The organism is Streptomyces rubrogriseus (assembly GCF_027947575.1).
Lineage (GTDB): Bacteria > Actinomycetota > Actinomycetes > Streptomycetales > Streptomycetaceae > Streptomyces > Streptomyces rubrogriseus.
This window is the reverse complement of record NZ_CP116256.1, coordinates 2,296,345-2,323,100: the sequence shown is the minus strand read 5'-3', so window position 1 is coordinate 2,323,100 and position 26,756 is coordinate 2,296,345. Positions and strand designations below refer to the sequence as shown.

22 protein-coding genes and 1 pseudogene are annotated in these 26,756 nt (G+C 73.2%); 4 read left to right on the top strand and 19 right to left on the bottom strand.

Going from position 1 to position 26,756, the window contains the following annotated elements; translation table 11 throughout:
• Positions 1-11: 11 nt before the first annotated feature.
• The 5 genes from der to aroH all read right to left on the bottom strand — a co-directional run bounded on the left by der (position 12) and on the right by aroH (position 4,671).
• Complete coding sequence (gene der, locus Sru02f_RS10230; RefSeq protein ID WP_109033558.1) at positions 12-1,490, bottom strand: ribosome biogenesis GTPase Der; 1,479 nt, start codon at positions 1,488-1,490, stop codon at positions 12-14.
• A gap of 74 nt (positions 1,491-1,564) precedes the next feature.
• Positions 1,565-2,227 carry a lysophospholipid acyltransferase family protein gene (locus Sru02f_RS10225; RefSeq protein ID WP_109033557.1) on the bottom strand — a complete coding sequence of 221 codons (663 nt, stop codon included), beginning with the start codon at positions 2,225-2,227 and terminating at the stop codon, positions 1,565-1,567.
• Positions 2,224-2,919 carry a (d)CMP kinase gene (gene cmk / locus Sru02f_RS10220; RefSeq protein WP_109033556.1) on the bottom strand — a complete coding sequence of 232 codons (696 nt, stop codon included), beginning with the start codon at positions 2,917-2,919 and terminating at the stop codon, positions 2,224-2,226. Before cmk ends, Sru02f_RS10225 begins: the two co-directional genes overlap by 4 nt.
• Before the next feature lie 307 nt (positions 2,920-3,226).
• The gene (locus Sru02f_RS10215) at positions 3,227-4,312 is read right to left on the bottom strand and encodes a prephenate dehydrogenase (protein ID WP_011027959.1); all 1,086 of its coding nucleotides are present in this window, start codon (positions 4,310-4,312) and stop codon (positions 3,227-3,229) included.
• Positions 4,309-4,671, bottom strand: a complete 363-nt coding sequence (aroH, locus tag Sru02f_RS10210; protein ID WP_109033555.1) for a chorismate mutase — start codon at positions 4,669-4,671, stop codon at positions 4,309-4,311. The genes Sru02f_RS10215 and aroH overlap by 4 nt, the downstream gene beginning before the upstream one ends.
• 161 nt (positions 4,672-4,832) lie before the next feature.
• On the opposite strand from aroH, the gene Sru02f_RS10205 reads away from it, so the two are divergent.
• Together Sru02f_RS10205 and Sru02f_RS10200 are read left to right on the top strand one after the other, a co-directional pair.
• Positions 4,833-5,231, top strand: a complete 399-nt coding sequence (locus tag Sru02f_RS10205) for a Rieske (2Fe-2S) protein (RefSeq protein WP_109033554.1) — start codon at positions 4,833-4,835, stop codon at positions 5,229-5,231.
• Positions 5,232-5,253: 22 nt separating this feature from the next.
• On the top strand, positions 5,254-6,015 hold the full coding sequence (locus Sru02f_RS10200) for a nucleotidyltransferase domain-containing protein (RefSeq protein WP_109033553.1): 762 nt from the start codon (positions 5,254-5,256) through the stop codon (positions 6,013-6,015).
• Here the strand turns inward: Sru02f_RS10200 and Sru02f_RS10195 are convergent.
• The 12 genes and pseudogenes from Sru02f_RS10195 to Sru02f_RS10140 all read right to left on the bottom strand — a co-directional run.
• A pseudogene (locus Sru02f_RS10195) lies at positions 5,941-6,288 on the bottom strand (DNA polymerase beta superfamily protein); the annotation flags it as partial. The gene Sru02f_RS10200 and the pseudogene Sru02f_RS10195 overlap by 75 nt on opposite strands.
• Before the next feature lie 13 nt (positions 6,289-6,301).
• Positions 6,302-7,324 (bottom strand): ADP-ribosylglycohydrolase family protein, encoded by a 1,023-nt coding sequence (locus tag Sru02f_RS10190; RefSeq protein ID WP_109033551.1) that lies wholly within the window; start codon positions 7,322-7,324, stop codon positions 6,302-6,304.
• Complete coding sequence (locus tag Sru02f_RS10185; protein WP_109033550.1) at positions 7,321-8,040, bottom strand: NUDIX hydrolase; 720 nt, start codon at positions 8,038-8,040, stop codon at positions 7,321-7,323. Before Sru02f_RS10185 ends, Sru02f_RS10190 begins: the two co-directional genes overlap by 4 nt.
• Positions 8,041-8,132: 92 nt before the next feature.
• Positions 8,133-9,248 (bottom strand): pseudouridine synthase, encoded by a 1,116-nt coding sequence (locus tag Sru02f_RS10180; protein ID WP_109033549.1) that lies wholly within the window; start codon positions 9,246-9,248, stop codon positions 8,133-8,135.
• Positions 9,248-9,817, bottom strand: coding sequence for an SMC-Scp complex subunit ScpB (scpB, locus tag Sru02f_RS10175; protein ID WP_239106636.1), 570 nt, complete (start codon positions 9,815-9,817; stop codon positions 9,248-9,250). The genes Sru02f_RS10180 and scpB overlap by 1 nt, the downstream gene beginning before the upstream one ends.
• Positions 9,818-9,915: 98 nt before the next feature.
• Entirely contained in the window at positions 9,916-11,223 is a 1,308-nt protein-coding gene (locus Sru02f_RS10170) for a segregation and condensation protein A (RefSeq protein WP_174855161.1), read from the bottom strand.
• An 18-nt stretch (positions 11,224-11,241) separates the two neighbouring features.
• Positions 11,242-11,811, bottom strand: a complete 570-nt coding sequence (locus Sru02f_RS10165) for a hypothetical protein (protein ID WP_174855160.1) — start codon at positions 11,809-11,811, stop codon at positions 11,242-11,244.
• Complete coding sequence (locus Sru02f_RS10160; protein WP_161270009.1) at positions 11,796-12,926, bottom strand: ParA family protein; 1,131 nt, start codon at positions 12,924-12,926, stop codon at positions 11,796-11,798. Before Sru02f_RS10160 ends, Sru02f_RS10165 begins: the two co-directional genes overlap by 16 nt.
• A gap of 387 nt (positions 12,927-13,313) precedes the next feature.
• The gene (gene ald, locus Sru02f_RS10155; protein ID WP_109033546.1) at positions 13,314-14,438 is read right to left on the bottom strand and encodes an alanine dehydrogenase; all 1,125 of its coding nucleotides are present in this window, start codon (positions 14,436-14,438) and stop codon (positions 13,314-13,316) included.
• A gap of 133 nt (positions 14,439-14,571) precedes the next feature.
• Positions 14,572-16,599 carry a tetratricopeptide repeat protein gene (locus Sru02f_RS10150; protein ID WP_167469709.1) on the bottom strand — a complete coding sequence of 676 codons (2,028 nt, stop codon included), beginning with the start codon at positions 16,597-16,599 and terminating at the stop codon, positions 14,572-14,574.
• A gap of 164 nt (positions 16,600-16,763) precedes the next feature.
• Positions 16,764-17,399: an NUDIX domain-containing protein gene (locus Sru02f_RS10145; RefSeq protein WP_109033544.1), complete on the bottom strand. Its 636-nt coding sequence runs from the start codon at positions 17,397-17,399 to the stop codon at positions 16,764-16,766.
• Between the two features lie 86 nt (positions 17,400-17,485).
• A complete protein-coding gene (locus Sru02f_RS10140; RefSeq protein WP_109033543.1) occupies positions 17,486-19,153 on the bottom strand; it encodes a CTP synthase in 1,668 nt (555 codons plus the stop codon).
• A 585-nt stretch (positions 19,154-19,738) separates the two neighbouring features.
• Here Sru02f_RS10140 and Sru02f_RS10135 point away from each other — a divergent pair.
• Positions 19,739-21,541 (top strand): glycoside hydrolase family 15 protein, encoded by a 1,803-nt coding sequence (locus tag Sru02f_RS10135; RefSeq protein WP_164275321.1) that lies wholly within the window; start codon positions 19,739-19,741, stop codon positions 21,539-21,541.
• A gap of 146 nt (positions 21,542-21,687) precedes the next feature.
• Positions 21,688-23,334, top strand: a complete 1,647-nt coding sequence (locus Sru02f_RS10130; RefSeq protein WP_109033541.1) for a PucR family transcriptional regulator — start codon at positions 21,688-21,690, stop codon at positions 23,332-23,334.
• Between the two features lie 22 nt (positions 23,335-23,356).
• Here the strand turns inward: Sru02f_RS10130 and Sru02f_RS10125 are convergent, their stop codons facing one another.
• Positions 23,357-24,505, bottom strand: a complete 1,149-nt coding sequence (locus Sru02f_RS10125; protein ID WP_167469735.1) for a glycosyltransferase family 4 protein — start codon at positions 24,503-24,505, stop codon at positions 23,357-23,359.
• Positions 24,506-24,991: 486 nt separating this feature from the next.
• The gene (gene recN / locus Sru02f_RS10120; protein WP_167469708.1) at positions 24,992-26,734 is read right to left on the bottom strand and encodes a DNA repair protein RecN; all 1,743 of its coding nucleotides are present in this window, start codon (positions 26,732-26,734) and stop codon (positions 24,992-24,994) included.
• Positions 26,735-26,756: the final 22 nt, after the last annotated feature.

Here is a 26,756-nt window from a genome sequence, read left to right as displayed (position 1 = left end):
GTTCCCGCTTCCTACTTCTTCTTCGCGCCGCGCTTCTCGCGCACCCGCACCGAGATGTGGATCGGCGTCCCCTCGAAGCCGAACTCCTCGCGCAGCCGGCGTTCGATGAAGCGCCGGTAGCCCGCCTCGATGAAGCCGGAGGCGAAGAGCACGAACCGCGGGGGCTTGGTGCCCGCCTGGGTGCCGAAGAGGATCCGCGGCTGCTTGCCGCCCCGCACCGGGTGCGGGTGGGCGGCGACCAGCTCGCCGAGGAAGGCGTTGAGCCGGCCCGTCGGGACGCGGGTCTCCCAGCCGGCCAGGGCGGTCTCGATCGCGGGGACCAGCTTCTCCATGTGCCGACCGGTCTGCGCCGAGACGTTGACCCGCGGCGCCCACGCCACCTGGCCCAGCTCCGTCTCGATCTCCCGCTCCAGGTAGTAGCGGCGCTCCTCGTCGAGGGTGTCCCACTTGTTGTAGGCGACGACGATCGCGCGGCCCGCCTCGACGGCCATGGTGACGATCCGCTGGTCCTGGACCGAGATCGACTCGGAGGCGTCGATGAGGATCACGGCCACCTCCGCCTTCTCGACGGCGGCGGCGGTGCGCAGCGAGGCGTAGTAGTCGGCGCCCTGCTGGAGGTGGACGCGCTTGCGGATGCCCGCCGTGTCGACGAACTTCCAGGTGACGCCGCCCAGCTCGATCAGCTCGTCGACCGGGTCGCGGGTGGTGCCGGCCAGTTCGTTGACGACGACGCGCTCCTCGCCGGCCACCTTGTTCAGCAGCGAGGACTTGCCGACGTTGGGGCGGCCGATCAGGGCGATGCGGCGCGGGCCGCCGACGGCGGTGCCGAAGGTCTGGGCCGGGGCCTCGGGCAGGGCCTCCAGAACGCGGTCCAGCATGTCACCGGTGCCGCGGCCGTGCAGCGCGGAGACCGGGTGCGGCTCGCCGAGGCCCAGCGACCACAGGTAGGAGGCGTCGGCCTCGCCGCTCGGGCCGTCGACCTTGTTGGCGCACAGCACGACGGGCTTGCCGGCCTTGCGCAGCAGCCGGACGACCGCCTCGTCGGTGTCGGTGGCGCCGACCTTGGCGTCCACGACGAAGACGACCGCGTCGGCGGCCTCGATGGCGTACTCGGCCTGCGCGGCCACGGAGGCGTCGATGCCGAGGACGTCCTGCTCCCAGCCGCCGGTGTCGACGACCTTGAAGCGGCGCCCGGCCCACTCGGCCTCGTAGGTGACGCGGTCGCGGGTGACGCCCGGCTTGTCCTCGACGACGGCCTCGCGGCGGCCGATGATGCGGTTCACGAGGGTCGACTTGCCGACGTTGGGGCGACCGACGACGGCGAGGACGGGCAGCGGGCCGTGCCCGGCCTCCTCGATCGCGCCCTCGACCTCCTCGATGTCGAAGCCCTCTTCGGCGGCCAGCTCCATGAACTGCGCGTACTCGGCGTCGCCGAGCGCCCCGTGGTCGTGCTCCGCGCCCGAGCCCTCGGGGTGGATGTGGTCGTTCATGAAGTCCGTACCTCGTTCATCGTGGTGATCGGTGGAACACCCCTGTACCGGGTGATCCACTACTCAAGTGTCACTCAGCGCCCGGTGAGGCGCCTGGCGTTTTCCAGGTGCGCGGTGAGCTGCTTCTGGATGCGTTCGGTGGCCTCGTCCAGTGCCTTGCGGGTGCGCCGCCCGCTGCCGTCGCCCGCGTCGAAGGGGTCGCCGAAGACGACGTCGACGCGCGAGCGCAGCGGGGGCAGCGCCTTTATCAACCGTCCGGGACGGTCCGTGCTTCCCAGCACCGCGACCGGGACGATCGGCGCGCCGCTGCGCACCGCGAAGTAGGCCAGCCCGGCGCGCAGCGAGGCGAAGTCGCCCTCGCCCCGGGTGCCCTCCGGGAAGATGCCGAGGACGCCGCCGTCGGCCAGCACGCCGAGCGCCTGCCCTATGGCCGCGCGGTCGGCGGCGTGGCGGTCCACCTTCAACTGGCCGATGCCGGTCAGGAAGCGTCCGAGCGGGCCGATGAACGCCTCCTTCTTGATCAGGAAGTGCGTCGGCCGGGGCGCGACGCCCATGACCATCGGGCCGTCGATGTTGTGCGCGTGGTTGACGGCGTAGATCACCGGGCCGGTGGCGGGCACCCGCCAGGCGCCGAGCACGCGCGGCTTCCACAGCCCGTACATCAGGCCGACACCGATGCGCCGGCCGACCTCGGCGCCCTTCTCGGAGGGGGCGGGCGCGGCGGAGGATGCGGTCACTTCCCGGCCCGCTTCTCCTCGACGAGGGTGACGACGCACTCGATGACCTGCGGGAGGGTGAGGGCGGTGGTGTCCACCTCGACCGCGTCGCCGGCCTTGGCCAGCGGGGAGGTCTTGCGGCTGGAGTCGGCCGCGTCCCGCTTGATCAGGGCCTCACGGGTGGCGTGGACGTCGGCGCCCTTCAGCTCTCCGCTGCGGCGGGCGGCGCGGGCCTCCGCCGAGGCGGTGAGGAAGATCTTGAGGTCGGCGTCCGGCAGCACGGTGGTGCCGATGTCGCGGCCCTCGACGACGATGCCGGGCGGCGCGGAGGCGGCGATGGTGCGCTGCAGTTCGGTGATCCGGGTGCGGATCTCCGGTACGGCGCTGACCGCGCTGACCTTGGAGGTGACCTCCTGGGTGCGGATCGGTCCGGCCACGTCCACGCCGTCGACCGTGATGGTCGGACCGGCCGGGTCGGTGCCGGAGACGATCTCGGGCTTGCCGGCCGCGGCGGCGACGGCGTGCGGGTCGTCGGTGTCGATGCCGTTGCTGACCATCCACCACGTGATCGCCCGGTACTGCGCACCGGTGTCCAGGTAGCTGAGGCCGAGCTGCGCGGCCACGGCCTTCGACGTGCTCGACTTGCCCGTGCCGGAGGGGCCGTCGATGGCGACAATCACGGCCGGGGCGGTCGGGGCGGCGCCGTTTTCCACGAGGGGACACCTTCCTGGTGCGGTGCGGTGGGTGGTGTGCGGGACGCGAGCGCGTCCCGCACAGGGCCTTGTCTGATGATTCCCGTCGTCCGCCCGGAGGGCGGGCCCGGCGGCGTCTGGTGCGTGCGATCGCAAGGCGCCGGAGCGCCCTCGTGGCGGAGCCACGCGGGCGTTTCGGCAACGCGGCGAGCGTGCGTGCCAGGCGTCGCCGGGCAGGCGGGAATCATCAGACAGGCCCTAGGTTACCGGGCCCGCAGGACCCCTCTGACAGCCGTACGAATCCGGGAACGACCCCAGGGGCCCGCGCCTACTGCCTGATCGCCCAGCCCCGCTCCTTCAGGGCCGCCGTGAGGACGGCGGCGGCCTTCGGCTCCACCATCAGCTGCACCAGACCCGCCTGCTGCCCGGTCGCGTGCTCGATCCGTACGTCCTCCACGTTGACCCCGGCCCGTCCCGCGTCCGCGAAGATGCGGGCCAGCTGACCGGGCTGGTCGTCGATGAGGACGGCCACCGTCTCGTAGGACCGGGGGGCCGACCCGTGCTTGCCGGGGACCCGGACCTGTCCGGCGTTGCCGCGCCGCAGCACCTCGGCGATGCCGGTGCCGCCCTCGCGGCGCTTGTCCTCGTCGGTGGACTGCAGGGCGCGCAGGGCCCGTACCGTCTCCTCCAGGTCGGCGGCGACGTCGGTGAGCAGGTCGGCGACCGGCCCGGGGTTGGCGGAGAGGATGTCGATCCACATCCGGGGGTCGGAGGCGGCGATCCGGGTCACGTCGCGGATGCCCTGCCCGCACAGCCGTACGGCGGCCTCCTCGGCGTGCTCCAGGCGCGCGGCGACCATGCTGGAGACCAGGTGGGGCATGTGGGAGACGAGGGCCACGGCGCGGTCGTGGGCGTCGGCGTCCATCACGACGGGTACCGCGCGGCAGTGCGAGACCAGCTCCAGGGCGAGGTTCAGCACCTCGGTGTCGGTGTCCCGGGTGGGGGTCAGCACCCAGGGGCGGCCCTCGAAGAGGTCGGCGGTGGCGGCCAGCGGGCCGGACTTCTCCCGCCCTGACATGGGGTGGGTGCCGATGTACGCCGAGAGGTCGAGCCCGCGCGCCTCCAGCTCCCGCCGGGGGCCGCCCTTGACGCTGGCCACGTCGATGTAGCCGCGGGCGAGGCCGCGGGCCATGGCGTCGGCGAGCACGTCGGCCACCAGGGCGGGCGGCGCGGCGACGACGGCGAGGTCGACCGGCCCGTCCGGGGCCTCGTCGGTGCCGGCGCCGAGCGCGGCGGCGGTGCGGGCCTGCTCGGGGTCGTGGTCCGCGAGGTGGACGGTGACACCGCGTTCGGTGAGGGCGAGGGCGGCGGAGGTGCCGATGAGGCCGGTGCCGATGACGAGTGCGGTTCTCACTGGGCGATGTCCTTGCGCAGGGCCGCGGCGGCGCCGAGGTAGACGTGGGCGATCCCGGTGCGGGGCCGGTCGGACTCGATGTGGGCGAGGACCCGGACGACGCGGGGCATGGCGCCCTCGACGTCCAGTTCCTGGGCGCAGATCAGCGGCACGTCGGTGATGCCGAGACCGCGGGCCGCGGCGGCCGGGAAGTCGCTGTGCAGGTCGGGGGTGGCGGTGAACCACAGGCTGATCAGGTCGTCGGCCGTCAGGCCGTTGCGCTCCATGAGGGCGGTCAGCAGGGCCGCGACCTGCTCGCCCATGTGCCCCGCCTCGTCCCCCTCCAGTTGGACGGCGCCCCGGACCGCTCGTACCGCCACGGCGATGCTCCTTGCTGATGTGGCCGACGTTGCTGATGTTGCCGACGTGTGTACCGGTTCTTGGTCCGTCCAGCCTAGTCAGCCCGCCGCGTACCGGCCCGCGGCGCCCGTCTCCTGAGACGCTGGCGGCGGCCCCGACCTCCCTCCCCCGGAGTTGCGACATGACCCAGACCCCGGCCCGCCGCACGGTCCTCCTCTGCACGGGCGCGGGCGCGGCCGCGCTCTGCGTGGGCTGCGGCGGGGGCGGCGGCGACTCCTCGGGCGCCTCGCCGGGGCAGGAGCTGGCGCGGACGGGCGACGTCCCGGTCGCCGGCGGCAAGATCCTCACCGACGAGAAGATCGTGGTGACCCAGCCGCGGCAGGGCGAGTTCAAGGCGTTCTCGGCGGTCTGCACCCATCAGGGCTGCATCGTGTCGGACGTGCGGGACGGCACCATCGACTGCGCCTGCCACGGCAGCAGGTTCGCCGTCGCCGACGGCTCGGTGGTGCGGGGTCCGGCCACGGAGCCGCTGCCCGGGAAGCGGATCACGGTGAAGGGAAATTCGGTCCGCCTGGCGTGAGCGGCCCGCGTACGCTCCCGCCATGCGCCCCGAAGTCCCCGAGAGCCACGAGTTGCTGGTCCGCGACCACACGGTCTACGCCTGTGTCATGGGTTCGCGCGCCTTCGGCCTGGCGACGGAGGACAGCGACACGGACCGGCGGGGCGTCTTCCTCGCGCCGACCGCCCTGTTCTGGCGCTTCGAGAAGCCGCCGACGCACGTGGAGGGCCCCGGGGAGGAGCAGTTCAGCTGGGAGCTGGAGCGCTTCTGCGAGCTGGCCCTGCGCGCGAACCCGAACATCCTGGAGTGCCTGTACTCCCCGCTCGTGGAGTCGGTGGACGACACGGGCCGCGAACTGCTCGCCCTGCGCGAGGCGTTCCTCTCCCGCCGGGTTCACCAGACCTTCACCCGCTACGCGCACGGCCAGCGCCGCAAGCTCGACGCCGACGTGCGCACCCACGGCGCCCCGCGCTGGAAGCACGCGATGCACCTGCTGCGGCTGCTGGCCGGCGCCCGTGACCTGCTGCGCACGGGCGTCCTGACGATCGACGTCGGCGCGGCGCGGGAGTCCCTGCTCGCCGTGAAGCGCGGCGAGGTGCCCTGGCGGGAGGTGGAGGCGCGGATGAACCGCCTGGCGCGGGAGGGCGAGGAGGCGGCCCGGCGCAGCCCCCTCCCCGACGAGCCGGACCGGCCCCGGGTGGAGGCCTTCCTGGTCCGCACCCGCCGCGCCTCAGCGCTCCAGCCGGGTCCGTACGACGAAGTCGTGCAGGGCGTCGTACGCGGTCGGGGCCCCGGGGAGCACTGACGCGCCCTGCGCCTCGTCCAGCACGCCGTGCAGCCGCTCCACGTCGGCCCACACGCGCACGTGGTCGACACCGGCTCCCCCGTACTCCCGCTCGGCCTTGGCGACGACCACCGGCGGCGACAGCAGCCACTCCAGGACGTATCCGTTGCGGTGCGGCGTCAGGCGTACGAACTTGCGCAGGTCGTGCGTGACCAGGTCCATCTCGACGCCGTCCCGGTCCCGCATCCGCGACCGGGTCTCCTCCGGCTCGCGCAGCCCGACCAGGCCGGCGGCGTCGGTCATGGGCTCAAGCGTCCCAGAGCGCTCCGAGGGACAGCAGGTCGCTCCGGTACTCGATGCGGTCCGCCCAGGCGGCCGGCCAGGCGTCGGCTCCCAGGTGCGCGCCCGAGAAGGCGCCCGCGAGGCAGGCGATGGAGTCGGAGTCGCCGGAGGTGCAGGCGCCGCGGCGCAGGGCGGTGAGCGGCTCGTCGACGAAGAGCAGGAAGCAGAGCAGCCCGGCCGCCATGGCCTCCTCGGCGACCCAGCCCTCGCCGACGGCCAGGCACGGGTCGGTCTCCGGCGAGACGGTGCGCACCGCCTCCTGGAGCCGGTCGAGTATCGCCAGGCACTCGTCCCAGCCTCGCGCGATGAAGTGCTCGGGCGTCGGGTCCTGGGCGCGGCTCCACAGGTCGCCGAGCCAGCGCTCGTGGTAGCGGGTGCGGTTGTCGTAGGCGTACGAGCGCAGCAGCCCGACCAGGCCGGTCGGTTCGGCGCCCTCGGCGAGCAGCCGTACGGCGTGCGCGGTGAGGTCGGAGGCGGCGAGCGCGGTGGGGTGGCCGTGGGTGAGCGCGGACTGCAACTGCGCGGCGCCCGCGCGCTGTTCGTCGCTCAGGCCGGGGACCAGCCCGACCGGTGCGACGCGCATGTTGGCGCCGCAGCCCTTGGAGTGGATCTGGCTGGCGTCCTGCCAGGGGCGGTCCGGGGCCTTGAGGAGGTTGCACGCCTTGAGGCAGGTGTTGCCCGGCGCGCGGTTGTTCTCCGGCGACTGGTACCAGTCGACGAACTCCTCGCGCACCGGCCGTTCCATGCGCTTCGGTCCGAGCAGCCCCCGGTCCATGGCCGTCCGCAGCCCCTTGCCCAGCGCCAGCGTCATCTGGGTGTCGTCGGTGACGATCGCGGGCCTGGGCAGTGCCATCTCCCGCCAGGGCCCGCACTTGGCGAGGATCGCCGGGACGTCGTTGAACTCGGTGGGGAAGCCCAGCGCGTCGCCGAGGGCGAGGCCGGTGAGCGCTCCGGTGGCGGCGCGCTTGGTGCCGGTGGTGGTGGTCATGCGGGGCGTCCTTCCCGAGGGGTGCGCAGCAGCGGCGGGTGCAGGGTGGTGGCCGGTCCCGCGCGGTACACGGCGGCGGGTTTGCCGCGGCCTCCGGTCAGGCGGGCGGCACCGGGGACGGGCTCGACGAAGCCGGGGGTGGCGAGGACCTTGCGGCGGAAGTTGGGCCGGTCCAGGGCCGTGCCCCACACCGTCTCGTAGACCTGTTGCAGCTCGCCGAGGGTGAACTCGGCCGGGCAGAAGGCGGTGGCCAGGCAGGTGTACTCCAGCTTGGCGCCGACCCGGTCCCGGGCGTCGGCCAGGATCCGGTCGTGGTCGAAGGCGAGGCCCCGGGCCTCGTCGTACGGCACCCAGCGGGCCTCGGCCGCGTCACCGCCGCCGTGCGGTTCGGGAGGGTCCGGGAGCAGCGCGGCGAAGGCCACGGACACGACCCGCATGCGGGGGTCGCGGCCGGGTTCGCTGTAGGTCCGCAGCTGCTCCAGGTGCAGCCCCGTCACGTCCGCGAGGCCGGTCTCCTCGGCCAGCTCGCGCCGGGCCGCCTCCTCCGCCGACTCGGCGGGCAGCAGGAAGCCGCCGGGCAGTGCCCAGCGGCCCGCGTACGGCTCCTGTCCCCGCTCGACGAGCAGCGCGTGCAGCGCGCCCGCGCGCAGCGTGAGGACGGCGAGGTCGACGGTGACGGCGAAGGGCTCGAAAGCGTGTTTGTCGTAGCCGTGCACGACCGGCCACCCCCTTAATAGTCACTGCGACTATAAAAGGAGGCGGCCGGTCGGCACAAGCCTCGTACGGGCGTCCTCGCCCGGATCGCGGTCTAGAGGTCCACCTCCTGCATCAGCATCCCGACCTCCGTGTTGGACAGGCGGCGCAGCCAGCCCGACTTCTGGTCGCCCAGGGTGATCGGGCCGAAGGCGGTGCGCACCAGCTTGTCGACGGGGAAGCCCGCCTCCGCCAGCATCCGGCGGACGATGTGCTTGCGGCCCTCGTGCAGGGTGACCTCGACCAGGTAGTTCTTGCCGGTCTGCTCGACGACCCGGAAGTGGTCCGCGCGCGCGTACCCGTCCTCCAGCTGGATGCCGTCCTTGAGGCGCTTGCCGAGGTCGCGCGGGATCGGGCCCACGATGTGCGCGAGGTAGGTCTTCTTGACGCCGTACCGGGGGTGGGTCAGGCGGTGCGCCAGCTCGCCGTGGTTGGTGAGCAGGATGACGCCCTCGGTCTCGGTGTCGAGCCGGCCCACGTGGAAGAGGCGGGTCTCCCGGTTGGTGACGTAGTCGCCGAGGCACTGGCGGCCCTCCGGGTCCTCCATGGTGGAGACGACACCGGCGGGCTTGTTGAGCGAGAAGAACTGGTACGACTGCGTGGCCACGGTCAGGCCGTCGACCTTGACCTCGTCCTTCTCCGGGTCGACGCGGCGACCCTGCTCCAGGACGATCTCGCCGTTGATCTCGACCCGGGCCTGCTCGATCAGCTCCTCGCAGGCGCGCCGGGAGCCGTAGCCCGCGCGCGCGAGGACCTTCTGCAGCCGCTCGCCCTCCTGCTCGGCGCCGGGGAAGGTCTTGGGCAGCTTGACGTCCTTCTTGCCCGCGTAGCGCTCCCGGTTGCGCTCCTCGGCCCGCGTCTCGTACTCGCGGGACGTGGCGGGCGCGCTGCGGCCGCGCTGCTGGGGCCGCTTCGGGCCGCCCTTGGCACCGCCGCGGGCCGAGGGGCCGCGGCCCGACTTGGGGCCGTCCTGGGTGGCGCCGGGGCCCACGTCGTAGCGCCGCTCCTCCGGGCGCGGCTTCTTGGGACGGCCGCCCTGCTTGTCGTCGCGGTTGTTGCCGGCGCCGCGGTAGTTGCCGCGGCCCCCGCTGCTCCCGCCGCGGCCGCCGCTGTTGCCACCACGGCTCCCGCCGTTGTTTCCGCTGCTGTTCCTGCCGCTGCTGCTTCGCATCAAAATTCCGTCTTGTCGTCTGCGTCCCCGGAATCCGGGGCGTCCGGGTCGAACGACGGGACCCCTTCCAGGGTGTCGGCCTCGATCGCCTCCGCCTCCGGGAGGAAGGGCGCGAGCTCGGGGAGCTCGTCCAGGCCGCGCAGGCCCATCCGCTCCAGGAAGTAGTTCGTCGTCACGTACAGGATCGCACCTGTTTCGGGTTCCGTGCCCGCCTCCTCGACCAGACCCCGTTGCAGGAGGGTGCGCATCACGCCGTCGCAGTTCACGCCGCGCACCGCGGAGACGCGGCCGCGGCTGACCGGCTGGCGGTAGGCGACGACGGCGAGGGTCTCCAGGGCGGCCTGGGTGAGCCGGGCGTGCTGGCCGTCCAGGACGAAGCCCTCGACGGCCGCGGCGTACTCGGGGCGGCTGTAGAAGCGCCAGCCGCCCGCGATCAGCCGCAGTTCGAAGCCGCGGCCCTGGACGGCGTACTCGTCGGCCAGCTCGCGCAGGGCGTCCGCGATCCGCCGCCGGGGCCGTTGCAGTATCTTCGCCAGCCGTTCCTCGGTCGCGGGCTCGTCGACGACCATGAGGACGGCCTCCAGGGCGGGCTTGAGGTCGAGGCCCGCGACCCCGTCCGGCCCGCCCTCGGCCTGCTCGGCCTGCTCGGCCTCCGTGATCTGCTCACTCACGCCTTCCGCTCCTCCTTCGGCACCTCGGGCGGCCGGTCGAACTCGTCGGTCACCGACGGCTGCGCCTCCCCGTCGCCGCCCGTCCAGCGGACCAGGAGGTCGCCGAGCGCGGTCTCCTGGTCCAGCTCGACGGCCTTCTCCCGGTACAGCTCCAGCAGGGCCAGGAAGCGGGCGACGACGGTCAGGGTGTCCTCGGTGTCCTGGACCAGTACGCGGAAGCTGGCCTCGCCCAGCTCCTTCAGGCGGGCGACGACGATCCCGGCCTGTTCCTGCACGCTGACCAGGGGCGCGTGGATGTGCTCGACGTACACCTGCGGCCTGGGCTTCGGCTGCATGGCCTTGACGGCGAGCTTGGCGAAGCCCTCGGGGCCGATGCTGATGACGACCTCGGGCAGCAGCTCGGCGTGGTGGGGCTCCAGGCCGACGGTACGGGGGTAACGGCGGGCCTCGGCCGCGAGCCGGTCGTTGAAGATCTCCGCGATCTGCTTGTACGCGCGGTACTGGAGCAGGCGGGCGAAGAGCAGGTCGCGGGCCTCCAGCAGGGCCAGGTCGGCCTCGTCCTCGACCTCGGCGGCGGGGAGCAGCCGGGCCGCCTTGAGGTCGAGCAGCGTGGCCGCGACCACCAGGAACTCGGTGGTCTGGTCGAGGTCCCAGTCCGGCCCCATGGCCCGGATGTGCGCCATGAACTCGTCGGTCACCTTCGACAGGGCGACCTCGGTGACGTCCAGCTTGTGCTTGGAGATCAACTGGAGGAGCAGGTCGAACGGCCCCTCGAAGTTGGCGAGCCGCACCTTGAAGACACCGTCGTCCGGTTCGCCGGAGGACTCCTCCGAGGTCCGGGGGGCCTGTTCCGGCACGGGGGCCGGATCCACGGCGGGAACGGCGTCGGGCGGGCCGTCCGCCCGTGCTCGCCGGCCGGCGGGCGTGGCGGCCTGTCCGCCGGGTGCGAGCGGGACGCGCCCGGTCGCCGCCGACGTCTCCGTCGCCGTTCCCGCGTCCGTCGGCTCCACCTCCGTGCGCACGGCGGGGCCCGCGGGGTCCGGTTCCGTTCCGGGGGCGTACTCCTCTGCGTCCGGCACCGCCGTCTCCCGGACCCGCGCCGGGTCTCCGGGGTCGGCGGGCGCCGGTCCGGACCGGAGGTCCTGCTCCGTGGGCGCCGCTCCGGCGGTCCCGGGTGCGCCGTCGCCGGAAGGCGTCTCCTCGGGGAGCGACGCGGCCGCCGGCGTCTCCGGGCCCCTGCCCAGCGCACGCCGGCGGCCGGGGCGCGGGCCGCGGTCGGGGCGGGGGGCGTCGTTCGAGGTCATGGCCCCCGCAGGCTACCGCTAGCGCCCGCGCAGCCGTCGTACGAGGATGCTGGCGTCCCCGCGGGTCTCCAGGTCGGCCAGGACCACGGCGACCGCCTCGCGGACGATGCGGCCGCGGTCGACGGCCAGGCCGTGCTCGCCCCGGAGCACCAGGCGGGCGTGCTCCAGGTCCATCAGCTCCTCGGCGGAGACGTACACGGTGATCTTCTCGTCGTGGCGCTCACGCCCGCTGGGGCGCCGTGCCGCGGCCCTGCCGCGCTTGCGGGGCCGGTCGGCGGCAGAACCTTCCTGCGCGCCCGTACCGGGCCCGGAGCCACGTGCGGAGCGCTCCGTGCCCCGGGTGCGCGACTCGCCCGCCGAGCCCGGTTCCGCGTCCGCCGCGGCGTGCTCCGCGCCCTCACCGTCACCGCCCTGCGCGGGCACCGACTGCGGTGCGTCCTCGGCGGCGGCCTGGTCGCTCTCCCCCGCCGGGGCCGGCACCCGGGCCTCGCCGCCCGCCGGTCGCCGCGGGGTGGACGCCTGGAGCGCCGTTCCCCCTGTCGTACGGAAGAGTTCGTCGGCCCCCGGCAGACTCACTCGGCGTGACACCGGGCGAGCACCTCCCTGGCGAGCTGGCGGTAGGCGGCGGCACCGACGGAGTTGGACGCGTACGTGGTGATCGGCTCGCCGGCGACCGTGGTCTCCGGGAAGCGGACCGTGCGCCCGATGACCGTGTGGTAGACGTGGTCGTCGAACGCCTCGACGACCCGCGCGAGCACCTCACGGCTGTGCACGGTGCGTGAGTCGTACATCGTGGCGAGGATGCCGTCGAGCTCCAGGTCGGGGTTGAGCCGCTCCTGGACCTTCTCGATCGTCTCGGTCAGCAGCGCCACACCGCGCAGTGCGAAGAACTCGCACTCCAGCGGCACGATCACCTTGTGCGCGGCGGTCAGCGCGTTGACCGTGAGCAGGCCGAGCGAGGGCTGGCAGTCGATCACGATGTAGTCGTAGTCGTCCATCAGCGGCTTCAGGGCCCGCTGGAGGGTGGACTCGCGCGCGACCTCGCTCACCAGCTGCACCTCGGCCGCCGACAGGTCGATGTTGCTGGGCAGCAGGTCCATGTTGGGGACCGCGGTCTTCAGCAGCACCTCGTCGGCCGCCATGCCCCGCTCCATGAGCAGGTTGTAGACGGTGAGGTCGAGCTCCATCGGGTTGACGCCGAGTCCGACCGACAGCGCGCCCTGCGGGTCGAAGTCGACGAGCAGCACCCGGCGCCCGTATTCGGCGAGCGCGGCACCCAGGTTGATGGTCGACGTGGTCTTGCCCACGCCGCCCTTCTGGTTGCACATCGCGATGATCTTGGCGGGGCCGTGGTCGGTGAGCGGGCCCGGGATCGGGAAGTACGGCAGCGGGCGTCCGGTCGGGCCGATGCGCTCGCGGCGCTGTCGGGCCGCGTCGGGCGCGAGCGTGGCGGCGTACTCGGGATCCGGCTCGTACTCCGCGTCCGGGTCGTAGAAGTGCCCCTCGGGCAGTTCGTCGTAGTCGGCGAAGTGGTTGCGGGGCGCGCCACTTCCGTCGCCGGCCATGGCGTTCACGTGTTGGCCATCCATACTCATGTGTGCTGTCCGAGTTGCCTGCGGACTGTGGTGGTCGGCTGCGGAGGTGCGTACAGCTACGGAGCCGACAGCCTCGAGACGCCCGGGACCGTGGGTCCGCGTCGGCATTCCTGGTTGACCACCCCCGGGAGTAAATGTCGACTCATTCACAAGTCGTCTTACCTCCTTGGTGACCAGGGAACTTCTAGACAGGTCAGCGTGGCACCATGCCGACGTTCGGCGACTCTATGGCGTGTCGGCCGTCCGCAGCAACACAATCCGCCGGACCCGGCCCGATGTGTCGGCAATGAAACATCCCTCTGTCAAGGGCGTACGGCCGTCGCACAGCAGGTTTCACCGGTGCGCGAATCGGTTGAAGCGTTACGTTCGAGGCGAGTTGACCGAGAATCGCAAAGTGACCATACACACACCCGGCCGGACCTTGTCGGGCAAGGTCCGGCCGGGTGTGTGGCGTTGACGGCGTCTGTTGACGTATCGCCTTTACCGCTTGACGACTTAGGCGAGCAGCGAGGCCAGCTCCACGTGCTCCAGACCGTGTGCCTCGGCGACCTCCCGGTAAACGACCTTGCCGTCATGGGTGTTGAGACCCTTGGCCAGCGCGGGGTCGCGGCGCAGCGCCTCGGCCCAGCCGCGGTTGGCCAGCTCCACGATGTACGGCAGCGTGGCGTTGGTGAGCGCGTAGGTGGAGGTGTTGGGCACCGCGCCGGGCATGTTGGCGACGCAGTAGAAGACCGAGTTGTGGACCGGGAAGGTCGGCTCGGCGTGGGTGGTCGGGTGGGAGTCCTCGAAGCAGCCGCCCTGGTCGATCGCGATGTCGACAAGGACACTTCCGGGCTTCATCCGGGACACCAGCTCGTTGGTGACCAGCTTCGGTGCCTTGGCGCCCGGGATGAGCACGGCGCCGATCACGAGGTCGGCCTCCAGGCAGGCCTTCTCCAGCTCGAAGGCGTTGGAGACGACGGTCTGGATCTTCGTGCCGAAGATCTTGTCGGCTTCCTTGAGCTTGGTGATGTCCTTGTCGAGCAGGGTGACGTGGAAGCCCAGGCCGATGGCGATCTGCGCCGCGTTCCAGCCGGAGACACCGCCGCCGATGACGACGGCGCGGCCCGCGAGCACACCGGGGACACCGCCGGGCAGCACACCGCGCCCGCCGTTGGCGGCCATCAGGTGGTAGGCGCCGACCTGGGGGGCGAGGCGGCCCGCGACCTCGGACATCGGGGCCAGCAGCGGCAGCGCGCGGCTGGGCAGCTCGACCGTCTCGTACGCGATGGCGGTGGTGCCGGACTCGATGAGCGCGTCCGTGCACTCCTTGGAGGCGGCCAGGTGCAGGTAGGTGAAGAGCGTCTGGTCCTTGCGCAGGCGGTGGTACTCCTCCGCGATCGGCTCCTTGACCTTCAGGAGCAGGTCCGCGGTGGCCCAGACCTCGTCGGCGGTGTCGAGGATCCGCGCACCGGCCGTGACGTACTCCTCGTCGGGGATCGAGGAGCCGACGCCGGCGTTGCGCTCGACGACGACCTGATGACCGTGGCGCACCAGCTCGTGCACGCCGGCGGGGGTGACGGCCACCCGGAACTCGTTGTTCTTGACCTCGCGGGGGATGCCGACCTTCACGTGGATCACGGTCCTTGGCTCAGAGGATGGGCTATTACAAGGCATACCCGCTCAAGCGCGGGCACACCGGGAGAGACCGCAGGAGAACGTGCGGCAGAGCCAGTTTAATGAAGGCGTTCCGTCTGTCTAGCCTTTCAAAGCACTAATCTTCAGACACTGCGCTGCGGATTTCGCAGGCGTCTGCGGGATCTTCCCTCAACATCCGTTCGGCCGCGCTCCGCTCCAGGCCCGCCGCGGTGGGGTCGCCGAGCCGGTCGAGCGTGTCGGCGAGCCGCAGGTGCAGCGCGGCCTGGAGCCGTACGTCCTCGGCCCGGCGGGCCCAGTCGACGGCCTCCCGGCAGGTGCGCAGCGACTCCTCGGGCCGACCGGCGTACTCCTGGACCCGGGCCAGCTCGGCCAGTGCCCGCGCGTGCGCGGCCACGTCGCCGGCCTTGCGGTGTCCGGCCACGGCCGCGCGCCAGGCCCGCACCGCCTCGCCGTAGCGTCCGGCGTAGGTGTGGGCGGTGGCGAGCCGGCCGTAGACCCGGGCGGCGTCGGCGCGCTCGTCCCGGGCGAGGCGCTCGGCGAGGGCCCGGCCGAACCAGTCGGCGGCCCGGTCGTAGTCCCCCAGCTCCAGATGGGCGCCGCCGACGGATTCCAGCGCGCGGCCGGTCGCGTACGGGTCCTTCGCCTCCCGTCCGGCGTCCAGCGCGGCCCGGTAGCGCACCAGTGCCTCGGCGGTACGGCCGGTGCGGGCGTCCAGGTCGGCCAGGTTCAGCAGGGCCGCCGCCTTCTCCCGGGGCAGTTCGCGGCGCTCGGCCACGTCGAGGACGAGCCGGTGGATCCCGTACAGGTCGGGGGCCGCGGCCCGGGTGCCGAAGTGGGCGACCATGGCCCGCACCAGCTGGGACATGAGTCTGCGGGCGAGGGTGTCCAGCTCGCCGTCGGCGACCGCGAGGCGGGCCGCCGCCAGCAGGGCGGGGCGCCGGGCGCGCAGCCAGTCGGCGGCGGCCCTCGGGTGCGGGAAGCGCAGGTCGCGCGGCGTGGCTTGGAGCTTCTCACGGGCCTGTTGGTTGTCGGTCTCGGTGACCGCCCGGCAGGACTGGAGCAGCCGCACCGTCCGCTCCAGCATGCGGGCGCGGGCCAGCTGCAGCTCGGCGGGCCGGTCGTGCCTGCGGGCGAGGGCGCTCAGCCGACCGTGCAGGCATCCGGGCACCTCGTACTCGGGCAGCGCCGAGTCGACGGCGCGCAGCAGGCCGTGGGCGACGAAGCCGTCCAGGGTGGTGCGGGCGCCGCTCACCGAGCAGCCGGCGAGCGCGGAGGCGGTGTGCGGGTCGACCAGGCCGGCCGGGGCGAGGGAGAGCAGCCTCAGCATGCGGGCGGCGGTGCTGGGCAGCGAGGCGTAGACGAGGCCGAAGACCCGGCCGAGCGCGCCCGACTCGTCGCTCTCCGCGTGCACGTGCTTGGCGAGGTCCGCGACGGCCGCCTGGGGCCGGGCCGCGAGCCAGCCGCCGGCCAGGGTCAGCGCGGCGGGCTGGGCCTGGCACAGCTCGACCAGCTGTTCGGCGGCCCGGGGGTCGACGGTGATGCGGACCGAGCCGGTGTGGCGGGAGAGCAGTTCCACGGCCGACTTGGTGTCCAGGCCGCCCAGCGTGCACGGGCGGACGTCCGCGATGCCGGTCAGCGGGCCCTCGGCCACGGCGACGGCCAGGCAGTCCGGAGTGTCCGGCAGCAGCGCGTCGACCTGCTCGGCGTCGGCGACGGCGTCGAGCAGGAGCAGCACCCTGCGGTCGGCGAGCGCGGTGCGCAGGGCCTCGGTGAGGTCGTCCTCGTCGGCCCCGGGCGGTGCGGTGCGGTCCAGTGCGGTGAGCAGCTCCCGGGCGAGGCGTTCGACGGGGACGCGGGTGCCGTCCGGCTCGCTCAGCCGGGTCCGCAGCAGGCCGTCGGGGTAGTCGTGCGCGACCCGCGCGGCCAGCTCCTCGGCGAGCGCGGTGCGGCCCGAGCCGGGACGGCCCGCGATGAGCAGCACGCGCGCGCGTGGGGCCTTGCGGCCGGAGAGGGTGTCGAGGCCGGCGCGCTCGATGTCGGCGCGCAGCTCCTTCAGCTCCCGGGTGCGGCCCAGGAACCCGCTCTCCGCAGCAGGGTCCTGGGACAGTCGTACGCCGTCCGTGTCCACCGCCTGATCCGTCACGGGCCACACTCCCGATCCCACCGCACGCCGGTGCCCGCCGGAAGCCCGGTTCGGGCGTTTGAGAGCCTAGTTCACGCTCTGCGACGTTCCCGGTGGAGCGCGGCGGGCACATCCCCCGATCGGATCAGCCGATGGTCACACCGATGGGGGCTCCCAGGCCGTCCTCAGGCCTCGAAGGGGCGGGCCGGCCACGGCGCCAGGGCCGGACGGAGCGCGTCGAGCCCGTCGCCCCGCTCCGCCGCGACCAGCGCGAGCACGCCCACGACCAGGCAGTTGTTGTGCAGCTCTCCCGCGAGCACCCCCCGGACCAGGTCGGCGACGGGCACCCGCGCCAGCTCCATGTCGGCCTCTTCGTCCTCGACCTCGAAGCGCTCCCCGGCGGCCTCGGACAGGTCCCGGGCGAGGAAGATCCGTACGGCCTCGTCGCAGCCGCCGGGGGTGGTGTAGACGTCGGTCAGCACCCGCCAGTCCTCGGCCTTGACGTGCGCCTCCTCGTACAGCTCGCGCTGGGCGGCGTGCAGCGGGTTCTCGCCGGGGACGTCGAGCAGGCCGGCCGGGATCTCCCACAGCTTCTCGCGCACCGGGTGCCGGTACTGCCGGATGACCAGCACCCGCCCCTCCCCGTCCAGGGCGAGGACGGCCACCGAGCCGGGGTGGACCTGGTAGTCGCGGGAGGCCACCGAGCCGTCGGGCATGACCACGTCGTCCGTGCGGACCGAGGTCTTCTTGCCCCGGAAGGGGGTCTGGCTGCCCCGGATCTCCCACTCCTCGGGAGTGTCCTTGATCGTGCTGCCCGTCATTGCCGACCTGCCCTTCCAGACGTACGCGAAAGCCGGGGCCCCGCGCAGTCGAGTGCGCGCGCCCCGGCCACCGTACAACTGGTGTGTTACTTCGACGTCTTCCGCTCGACCGCGGCCTTGACCAGCCCGGCGAAGAGCGGGTGCGGGCGGGTCGGGCGCGAGCGCAGCTCGGGGTGCGCCTGCGTGGCGACCAGGTAGGGGTGGACGTCGCGCGGGTACTCGACGTACTCGACGAGCTTGCCGTCCGGGGAGGTGCCCGAGAAGACGATGCCGGCCTTCTTCTCCAGCTCCGCGCGGTAGGCGTTGTTCACCTCGTAGCGGTGGCGGTGCCGCTCCTCGACGTACTCCTTGCCGTCGTAGACCTCGCGCACGATGGAGCCCTCGGCCAGCTTGGCCGGGTACATGCCGAGCCGCATGGTGCCGCCCATGTCGCCCTCGCCGGCCACGATGTCCAGCTGCTCGGCCATGGTGGAGACGACCGGGTGGGCGGTGGCGGGGTCGAACTCGGTGGAGTTGGCGTCCGCGACGCCGGCCAGGTTGCGCGCGGCCTCGACGACGATGCACTGCAGGCCGAGGCAGAGGCCGAGCAGCGGGATCCCGTTCTCGCGGGCGTACTGGATCGCGCCCACCTTGCCGGTCACACCGCGCTCGCCGAAGCCGCCCGGGATGCAGATCGCGTCGACGTCGCCGAGCTGCGCCCTGGCGCCGGCCGGGGTCTTGCAGTCGTCGGACGTGACCCACTTGATCTTCACCCGCGCCCTGTTGGCGAAGCCGCCGGCGCGCAGCGCCTCGGTGACCGAGAGGTAGGCGTCGGGCAGGTCGATGTACTTGCCGACCAGGGCCATGACGATCTCGTGCTCGGGCTTGTGCACCCGGTCGAGCAGGTCGTCCCAGGTCGTCCAGTCCACGTCGCGGAACGGCAGGTCCAGCTTGCGGACGACGTAGGCGTCCAGGCCCTCGGTGTGGATGACCTTCGGAATGTCGTAGATGGAGCGGGCGTCGGGGCAGGCCACGACGGCGTCCTCGTCGACGTCGCACATCAGGGAGATCTTGCGCTTGATCGCGGTCGGGACCTCGCGGTCGCAGCGCAGCACGATCGCGTCCGGCTGGATGCCGATGTTGCGCAGGGCCGCGACGCTGTGCTGGGTGGGCTTGGTCTTCAGCTCGCCCGACGGGCCGATGTAGGGCAGGAGCGAGATGTGCACCACGAACACGTTGTCGCGGCCGACCTCGTGCCGGACCTGGCGGACGGTCTCCAGGAACGGCAGCGACTCGATGTCGCCGACGGTGCCGCCGACCTCGGTGATCACGACGTCGACCTCGTCCGTCGCCATGCGGCGGATGCGGTGCTTGATCTCGTTGGTGATGTGCGGGATGACCTGCACGGTGTCGCCCAGGTACTCGCCGCGCCGCTCCTTGGCGATCACCGTGGAGTACACCTGGCCGGTGGTGACGTTGGCCGAGCCGTCGAGGTCGCGGTCGAGGAAGCGCTCGTAGTGGCCGATGTCCAGGTCGGTCTCGGCGCCGTCGTTGGTGACGAACACCTCACCGTGCTGGAACGGGTTCATCGTGCCGGGGTCGACGTTCAGGTACGGGTCGAGCTTCTGCATCACGACGCGCAGGCCCCGGGCCTTGAGCAGCATGCCGAGGCTGGAGGCGGTGAGCCCCTTGCCGAGCGAGGAGGCGACACCCCCGGTGACGAAGATGTGCTTGGTCGTCGAGGCTGTGCTGTTTCGGAAAACAGAGGGCGGCATGGCCAAGAGGGGGCTCCCGTGGTCGCGGTCTGGGGTGCGGTGCGTTCGTCCTCCGCCCCGGTCGTCCCGGGTGTCGTCGGCGGCGCCGTCGCTGCGGTTCCGGGGTTCTTCTCCCACCGGTCCACGGGCTACCAGCGTATCAGCGCCTCGGGGCGATGGCTTCCGGCCACCCTCCGCGCACGCCCGGACACGCAGGTGGGAAGGGTCACCGTTTCCTCACACGCCGGTCACCCGTTCGGCGGACCCGGGTTGCCCGGAGCGGCACACAGATCATCTACGTGCGTCGTATCCTGCTCGGACGTTCGCTGCCGAGCCCGCCCGGCGACACGGCACCACCCCTCGCCCGTCAGCACCGGAACAACGAGAGCTCGTCAGTTGGTTGAGCAACAATTGTCGTTCGGGGCACCACGTTTGGCTGCACGGCCGGACGGCTGCTTTGCTTCATGACTCAACGAGGCATGGCACGCGGGACACCCGTCCCCGACACACATTCCTGACACACACCTCTGACCCCACCCTTGACCGCTGACCGCACTAGCGACCGCCCCCATGCGGGGTGACGTGGCCGTTCGACTGGAGTTGCACGTGGCCGGGCGCATCGAAGACTACGCACTCATCGGAGACATGCAGACCGCCGCGCTGGTCTGCCGGGACGGCACAGTCGACTGGCTGTGCCTGCCCCGCTTCGACTCGCATGCCATCTTCGCCGGCCTGCTGGGCACCGGGGAGCACGGCTTCTGGCGGCTCGGCCCCGCGTACGCGCCCGGCGCCGAGCCGCCCACCTCGGCCCGGCGGACCTACCGCGGCGACTCGCTGATCCTGGAATCCGAGTGGGACACCCCGCGCGGCACCGTCCGAGTGATCGATTTCATGCCGCCGCGCGACGGCGCGCCGCAGCTGATCCGGATCGTGGAGGGCGTCTCCGGCCGGGTGCCGATGCGCTCGGAGCTGCGGATGCGGTTCAGCTACGGCCGGGTGGTCCCCTGGGTGCGCAAGCAGGAGGGCCGCACGGTGGCCGTCGCGGGCCCGGACTCCGTGTGGTTCGACACGGAGGCGGAGACCTATGGCAAGGCGCTGACCACGTACGCGGACTTCACGGTGGCGCCGGGCGACCGGATCGCGTTCACCATCTCGTGGGAGCCCTCGCACAAGGAGCCGCCGGCGCTGCCGGAGCCCGAGCAGTCGCTGGTGGCCACCGAGGACTTCTGGCGCGACTGGGTCGAGCACTGCACGTACCACGGCCCCTACCGCGAGGCGGTGGTCCGCTCCCTGATCACGCTGAAGGCCCTGACGTACGCCCCCACCGGCGGCATCGTCGCCGCGCCCACCACCTCCCTGCCGGAGGACATCGGCGGCGTCCGCAACTGGGACTACCGCTACACCTGGCTGCGCGACGCCGCGATCACCCTGTCCTCGCTGCTGCGCACCGGCTACCGCGAGGAGGCCCGCGCCTGGCGCGAGTGGCTGCTGCGGGCGGTCGCCGGCGACCCGGAGAACCTGCAGATCATGTACGGCATCGCCGGCGAGCGGGAGCTGGGCGAGGCGGAGCTGGACTGGCTGCCGGGCTACGAGAACTCGACGCCGGTCCGGGTCGGCAACGGCGCGGCCCACCAGCTCCAGCTGGACGTCTACGGCGAGGTGACCGAGGCCCTGCACCTGGGCCACATGACGGGCCTGGCCCGCAACGACTACGCCTCGGTGCTCCAGCTCAAGCTGATCCGCTACCTGGAGGACCACTGGAACGAGCCGGACGAGGGCATCTGGGAGGTGCGCGGCCCGCGCCGCCACTTCGTGCACTCCAAGGTGATGGCCTGGGTCGCCGTCGACCGCACCATCAAGCTGATCGAGTCCGGCGACGCGGACGGCCCGCTGGAGCGCTGGAAGCAGCTGCGCGACGACATCCACCGGGACGTGTGCGAGAAGGGCTACGACAAGGAACGCAACACGTTCACCCAGTCCTACGGCTCCCAGGCACTGGACGCCTCCCTGCTGCTGATCCCGCAGATGGGCTTCCTGCCGCCGGACGACAAGCGGGTCATCGGCACCATCGAGGCCATCCAGCGCGAGCTGTCCACCTCGGACGGCTTCATCCTGCGCTACCCGACGGACGGCGAGGCCGAGGGCGTCGACGGTCTGCCGGGCGACGAGGGCGCCTTCCTCGCCTGCTCGTTCTGGATGGCGGACGACCTGGCGATGATCGGCCGGGTCGACGAGGCGCGCAAGCTCTTCGAGAAGCTCCTCTCCCTGCGCAACGACCTCGGTCTGCTCGCCGAGGAGTGGGACCCCCGCCTGCAGCGCCAGGTCGGCAACTTCCCGCAGGCCTTCAGCCACGTGCCCCTGATCGACACGGCCCTCAGGCTGACGGCGAGCGGCGCCTACGGCGGCTGACCGGACACCGGCCCCGCGCTGCCGGGGCCCGGTGCTGCCGGGGCCCGGTGCTGCCGGGGCCCGGTGCTGCCGGGGCCCGGTGCTGCCGGTGGGTGGATCACCCGGGTGGATGTCCAGGGCGGGTCGCGCCGGGTAGCGTCCGGCCCATGGACAGCGGCACGAACAGCGGATTCGACACGCAGGGCGCCGGGATCACCGTGCGCCGGGCCCTGGAGCTGCCCGGGCTGCGCAGCGGTCTGCCGGAGATCCTCGCGGGCGCCGACCGCATGCAGCGCACGGTGCGCTGGGTGCACGCCGGTGAGGTGCCCAACATCGCCTCGCTGCTCAAGGGCGGCGAACTGCTGCTGACCACCGGGTACGGCCTCGGCACCCGCCCTGCCGAGCAGCGGGCGTTCGTGCGCACGCTGGCCGAGCGCGGCATCGCGGCGCTCGTGGTGGAGCTGGGCCCGCGCTTCACCCGGCTGCCCGCGGCGCTGGTCGACACGGCCCGCGCGGCCGGGCTGCCGCTGGTGCAGCTGCACCGCGAGGTGCCGTTCGTGGCGGTCACCGAGGAGATCCACACCGAGATCGTCAACGGCCACTACGCGCTGCTCCAGCGGGCCGAGGAGGTGCACCGCCGCTGCACCGAGGCGCTGCTGGGCGGCGGCGGAGTCCCCCAGGTCCTCGCCATCCTGGCCGACTTCGCCGGCAACCCCGTCTTCCTGGAGACCACCGACGGCCGCCTGCTGTACGCCGCCGGCGCCGGGCCCGAGGGGGCCGACCCCCTCCAGGTCTGGGAAGGGCTGCGGGACCCGCACAAGGACGCGCCGCCCCCGGCGGGCTCGGTCCTCGTGGACGTGCCCGGCGGCGGACCCGGCGCCGGGTCGGTGCGCGCCCGCCTCGTCCTGCTGCCGGTACGGTCCTCGCCGGCGCCGGTGCACCGGATGGCGGCGGAGCGGGCGGCGGGCATCCTCGCCGTGGTGCTGATGCAGGCGCGGCAGGAGGAGGAGCTGGCGGCGCGCGGCCGGGGCGACTTCCTCACCGACCTCGCCGAGGGGCGGATCACCGCCGAGGACGCCCCCGCGCAGGCCCGCGTCCTCGGCTTCAAGCCGGGCGCCGGTCCGCTGCTCCCGGTGGTGATGCGGCTCGGCGACGCCCTGTCCCCGGCGGGCGGCGGCTGGGCGGTGCTGGCCCGCGCGGTCGCCGAGGAGCTGGCGTCGGTGGGGGTGCCGGTCCTGCTGGGCGTGCGGCCGGTGGAGGGCCGGGTCCCGCTGCTGCTGGGGCTGCGCTCGGAGTCGGAGCGGGCCGCGGTCGCCGACCGGGTCGCGGCGGCGCTGCGGGCGGGCGTGGAGCGGGCCGGGATGCAGCGTCCCGGGGCGCAGCCCCCCGTCGTGGTCGTCGGGGTGTCCGGCGGCTGGGCGGCGGCCTCGGCGGGCCTCAGGCACGCGGCGGAGACGGCGACCGCGGCGCAGGGCCTGACCGACCGGCCCTGGTACGACGCGCGGCGCCTGGACATCGACCTGCTGCTGTGGCGGCTGCGCGACCATCCGGACCTCGCGGCGTTCGTGGACCGGGCGATCGGTCCGCTGCGGGACCACGACGACCGCTCCAAGCCGCCCCTGCTGCCCACCCTCCAGACGTACTTGGCCCACGCCGGCCGCAAGGCGGAGACGGCCCGCGAACTCCACCTCAACCGGCAGACCCTCTACAACCGGCTCGCCAGGATCGGGGAGTTGCTGGGCACGGACCTCGACGACCCGCAGACCGTACTGGCGTTGAGCCTGGCCCTGCGCGCCCGCCGGCACGTGCCGTAGGCGGCAGGGACAGGGCGGGTGCCTAGAGCAACGGGGTGGGCTGCGTCAACTCGTCGTAGATGCTCAGCACCTGGGCGACGGTCTCGTCCTCGGTCGGCCACGTGGCCGCCTGCCGCGTGCCCCGCTCGCGGAGTTCGTCCTGCCGCGCGGGGTCGGCGAGCAGGCGGACCACGGCGTCGGCGAGGGCCTCCGCGTCCCCCGGCGGGACGAGTTCGGCGGCGTCGCCGACCAGCTCGGGGATGCCGCCGACGGCACCGGCGACGAGGGGCACGCGCGCGTGGAGCGCTTCCTGGGCGAGGACGGAACGCCCCGGCTCCCGGCGGCTCGGCAGCAGCGCGAGGTCGGCCGCCGCCAGCAGGTCGGGCACGTCGTCGCGGCTGCCGACGAGCGCCACCGGGAGCCTCTCGCCCTCGATCCGGCCCTGCAACTCGCCGCGCAGCGGTCCCTCACCGGCGACCACGACCAGCGGGGCCGGGTCGAGGCGGCGCCACACCCGGGCGGCGTCGAGCAGCACGTCGTACCCGCGATGCCGCTCCAGCGATCCGACCGCCACCAGCAAAGGGCGGTCGATGGCGCCGAGTTCGGCCCGGACCTTGGGGCGCAGCGGGTCGGGGTCGTCGGGTCCGGCCGGCGGGCCGGGCCGGGCGGGGAGTGCGACGGGGCCGAGGCGGGCGTCCCGGGCGCCCGTCCGGCGCGCACCGTCGACCAGCTCCGAGCTGGCGCCGAGGACGACGGTGGCGGCCTTCATGACCCGCCGCTCCAGCACGCGCAGCAGCTGGCCGCGGGCTCCCTCGGCGTGCGGCCGGTCGTGCCAGGTGACGACGAGCGGAGTGCGTACGCGCCGACCGCCGAGAGCCAGGGCGGCCCGGAAGGAGGCGTGCAGTCCGTGCGCGTGCACCAGGTCGGCTTCGGCGCACACCGTCCGCAGCGCGGCCACCGAGACGGGATCGCTGCTGCGCGGCACGTGCACGTGGTCGGCCCCGGCGCCGGTGAAGTCGTAGGTGCACTCCGCATCGGAGGGGGCGCACACCGTCACCTTCACGCCCCGCGCGACGAGCCCCGCGGCCAGCGAGCGCACGTGCGCGCTGCTGCCGGCGTTGCCGCCGCCCAGCACCTGCACGGTGCGCAGCGGCGACTGGCCGTGCGGTGAGTGGCTGCTCACGGGGGTCACCTGGCCGGGGCTCCTGATTCGGCGGGAGACGGTCACGAAGGACGTGGGGGCGGTCACGAAGAACGTACAGAAGGATGGTGCGGACGGGGTGCGCCGGGCGGTTTCCCGTGCGCCGCTCCGTCAAGGATGCCAGGCCGCACGGGTGTTCCGGGAACGACGACCGCCACGACCGGACGACCGGCGGGACAACGACACGGAACCACCTCACTCGTACGAGTGAACGTCGCCCGCGCCGTCGCACCGGCCACCCCGGGGCGGGGGGCGTCCGGGAGACCGCCGAAGCACGGCCGCCCGGCCCCGGAGTCCCTACCCGGTCGACCCAGGCCACCCGGAGTGCCTACCGGTCGACCCGAGCCGCCCAGAGTCCCTATGGTCGGCCCAGACCGCCCTGAGTCCCTACCCGGTCGGCCCGAGCCGCCCAGAGTCCCTACGGTCGGCCCAGACCGCCCTGAGTCCCTACCGGTCGGCCCAGACCGCCCGGAGTCTCTACCGGTCGGCCCTGGCCGCTTCCAGCAGTTCCTCCGCGTGGGCGCGGGCCGTCTCCGAGTCCTCCTGGCCGGCGAGCATCCGGGAGAGTTCCCGCACGCGTTCCTCGCCCTCCAGGACCTTCACGCCGGAGCGGGTCACCGAGCCGTCGTTCGTCTTCTCCACCAGCAGCTGCCGGTCGGCGAACGCGGCCACCTGCGGCAGGTGCGTGACGACCACGACCTGCGCGCTCTTGGCCAGCCGCGCCAGCCGCCGCCCGATCTCCACCGCCGCCTTGCCGCCGACCCCGGCGTCGACCTCGTCGAACAGGTACGTCGGCACGGGATCGGTGCCCGCGAAGACGACCTCCACGGCCAGCATCACGCGCGACAGCTCACCGCCGGAGGCGCCTTTGGCGATCGGCCGCGGCGGCGCGCCGGGGTGCGGAGCCAGCAGCAGCTCCACCTCGTCCGCGCCCGCCGGCCCGTACGCGACCGTACGCCCGCCGATCTCGACGCCCTCCGGGTCCTCGGTCTGCCGGATCGCGAAGGACACGCGTGCGTGGGGCATGGCGAGCGACGCAAGCTCGGCGGTCACCGCGGCGGCGAACCGCTCGGCGGCCTCGGTCCGCGCGTCGGTCAGCGCCTGGGCGAGCCCGCCCAGCTCCGCCCGCAGCGCGTCCCGCTCGGCGGTCAGCTCGCCGATCCGCTCGTCGTCGCCGTCCAGCTCGGTCAGCCGCGCGGCGCTCTGCTCGGCCCAGCTCAGCACGGCCGCGATGTCCTCGCCGTACTTCCGCGTCAGCGCGGTGAGCGCGGCCCGGCGCTCCTCGACCGCCGCCAGCCGCAGCGGGTCGGCGTCCAGGTCGTCGGCGTACCCGGCGAGTTCCCCGGCCACGTCGCGCAGCAGGATGCCGACCTCGCCGATCCGCTCGGCGAGCGCGGCCAGCGCCGGGTCGTGGGACCGTACGGCGTCCAGGGCCCGCTGCGCGCCCGCGACGAGCGTGGCGCCGTCCACGCCCTCGGGATCCTCCGGGTTGCCCGCCAGGGCGGCGTGGGCGACCGTGGCGGCCGACGCGAGCGCCTCGGCGTGTCCCAGCCGCTCCGCCTCCTCCGCCAGCTCCACGTCCTCACCGGCGCGCGGCTCGACCGCGGCGATCTCGTCGAGGCCGTAGCGCAGCAGATCGGCCTCCTGGGCGCGCTCACGCGCGCGCGTGGTGATCTCCTCCAGCTCACGGGCGACGGCCCGCAGCCGACGGTAGGCCTCCGCGTACTTGGCGAGCGGCCCGGCGACCGCGTCGCCCGCGTACCGGTCCAGGGCCTGCCGCTGCCGGTTCAGCTTCAGCAGCCCCTGCTGATCGGTCTGCCCGTGCACGGCGACCAGTTCGTCGGCCAGCTCGGCGAGCATCCCCACCGGCACCGACCGCCCGCCCAGGTGCGCGCGCGACCTTCCCTCGGCGGACACGGTACGGCTGATCAGCAGCGCCCCGTCGTCCAGCTCGGCCCCGGCCTCCTCCGCCCGGACGGCCGCCGCGGCGTCGCCGGGCACGGCGATGCGCCCCTCGACGACCGCGTTCTTCGCCCCGATCCGCACGAGCGCCGCGTCGGCGCGCCCGCCCAGGAGCAGCCCCAGGCTGGTGACCACCATGGTCTTGCCGGCACCCGTCTCACCGGTGACAGCGGTGAACCCGGGCGACAGCTCGACCACGGCGTCATCGATGACTCCGAGCGACCGTATCCGCATCTCCTCAAGCACGGACACGACCATACGAGGTCGAGGGCGCGAAGCG

What these genes read in the sequence shown, in the direction of transcription:
- der (WP_109033558.1), bottom strand. Translation starts at nt 1,490, where the DNA reads ATGAACGACCACATCCACCCCGAGGGCTCGGGCGCGGAGCACGACCAC.
- Sru02f_RS10205 (WP_109033554.1), top strand. Translation starts at nt 4,833, where the DNA reads ATGACCCAGACCCCGGCCCGCCGCACGGTCCTCCTCTGCACGGGCGCG.
- Sru02f_RS10200 (WP_109033553.1), top strand. Translation starts at nt 5,254, where the DNA reads ATGCGCCCCGAAGTCCCCGAGAGCCACGAGTTGCTGGTCCGCGACCAC.
- Sru02f_RS10190 (WP_109033551.1), bottom strand. Translation starts at nt 7,324, where the DNA reads ATGACCACCACCACCGGCACCAAGCGCGCCGCCACCGGAGCGCTCACC.
- Sru02f_RS10180 (WP_109033549.1), bottom strand. Translation starts at nt 9,248, where the DNA reads ATGCGAAGCAGCAGCGGCAGGAACAGCAGCGGAAACAACGGCGGGAGC.
- scpB (WP_239106636.1), bottom strand. Translation starts at nt 9,817, where the DNA reads ATGGTCGTCGACGAGCCCGCGACCGAGGAACGGCTGGCGAAGATACTG.
- Sru02f_RS10170 (WP_174855161.1), bottom strand. Translation starts at nt 11,223, where the DNA reads ATGACCTCGAACGACGCCCCCCGCCCCGACCGCGGCCCGCGCCCCGGC.
- Sru02f_RS10160 (WP_161270009.1), bottom strand. Translation starts at nt 12,926, where the DNA reads ATGCCGACGCGGACCCACGGTCCCGGGCGTCTCGAGGCTGTCGGCTCC.
- Sru02f_RS10145 (WP_109033544.1), bottom strand. Translation starts at nt 17,399, where the DNA reads ATGACGGGCAGCACGATCAAGGACACTCCCGAGGAGTGGGAGATCCGG.
- Sru02f_RS10140 (WP_109033543.1), bottom strand. Translation starts at nt 19,153, where the DNA reads ATGCCGCCCTCTGTTTTCCGAAACAGCACAGCCTCGACGACCAAGCAC.
- Sru02f_RS10130 (WP_109033541.1), top strand. Translation starts at nt 21,688, where the DNA reads ATGGACAGCGGCACGAACAGCGGATTCGACACGCAGGGCGCCGGGATC.
- recN (WP_167469708.1), bottom strand. Translation starts at nt 26,734, where the DNA reads ATGGTCGTGTCCGTGCTTGAGGAGATGCGGATACGGTCGCTCGGAGTC.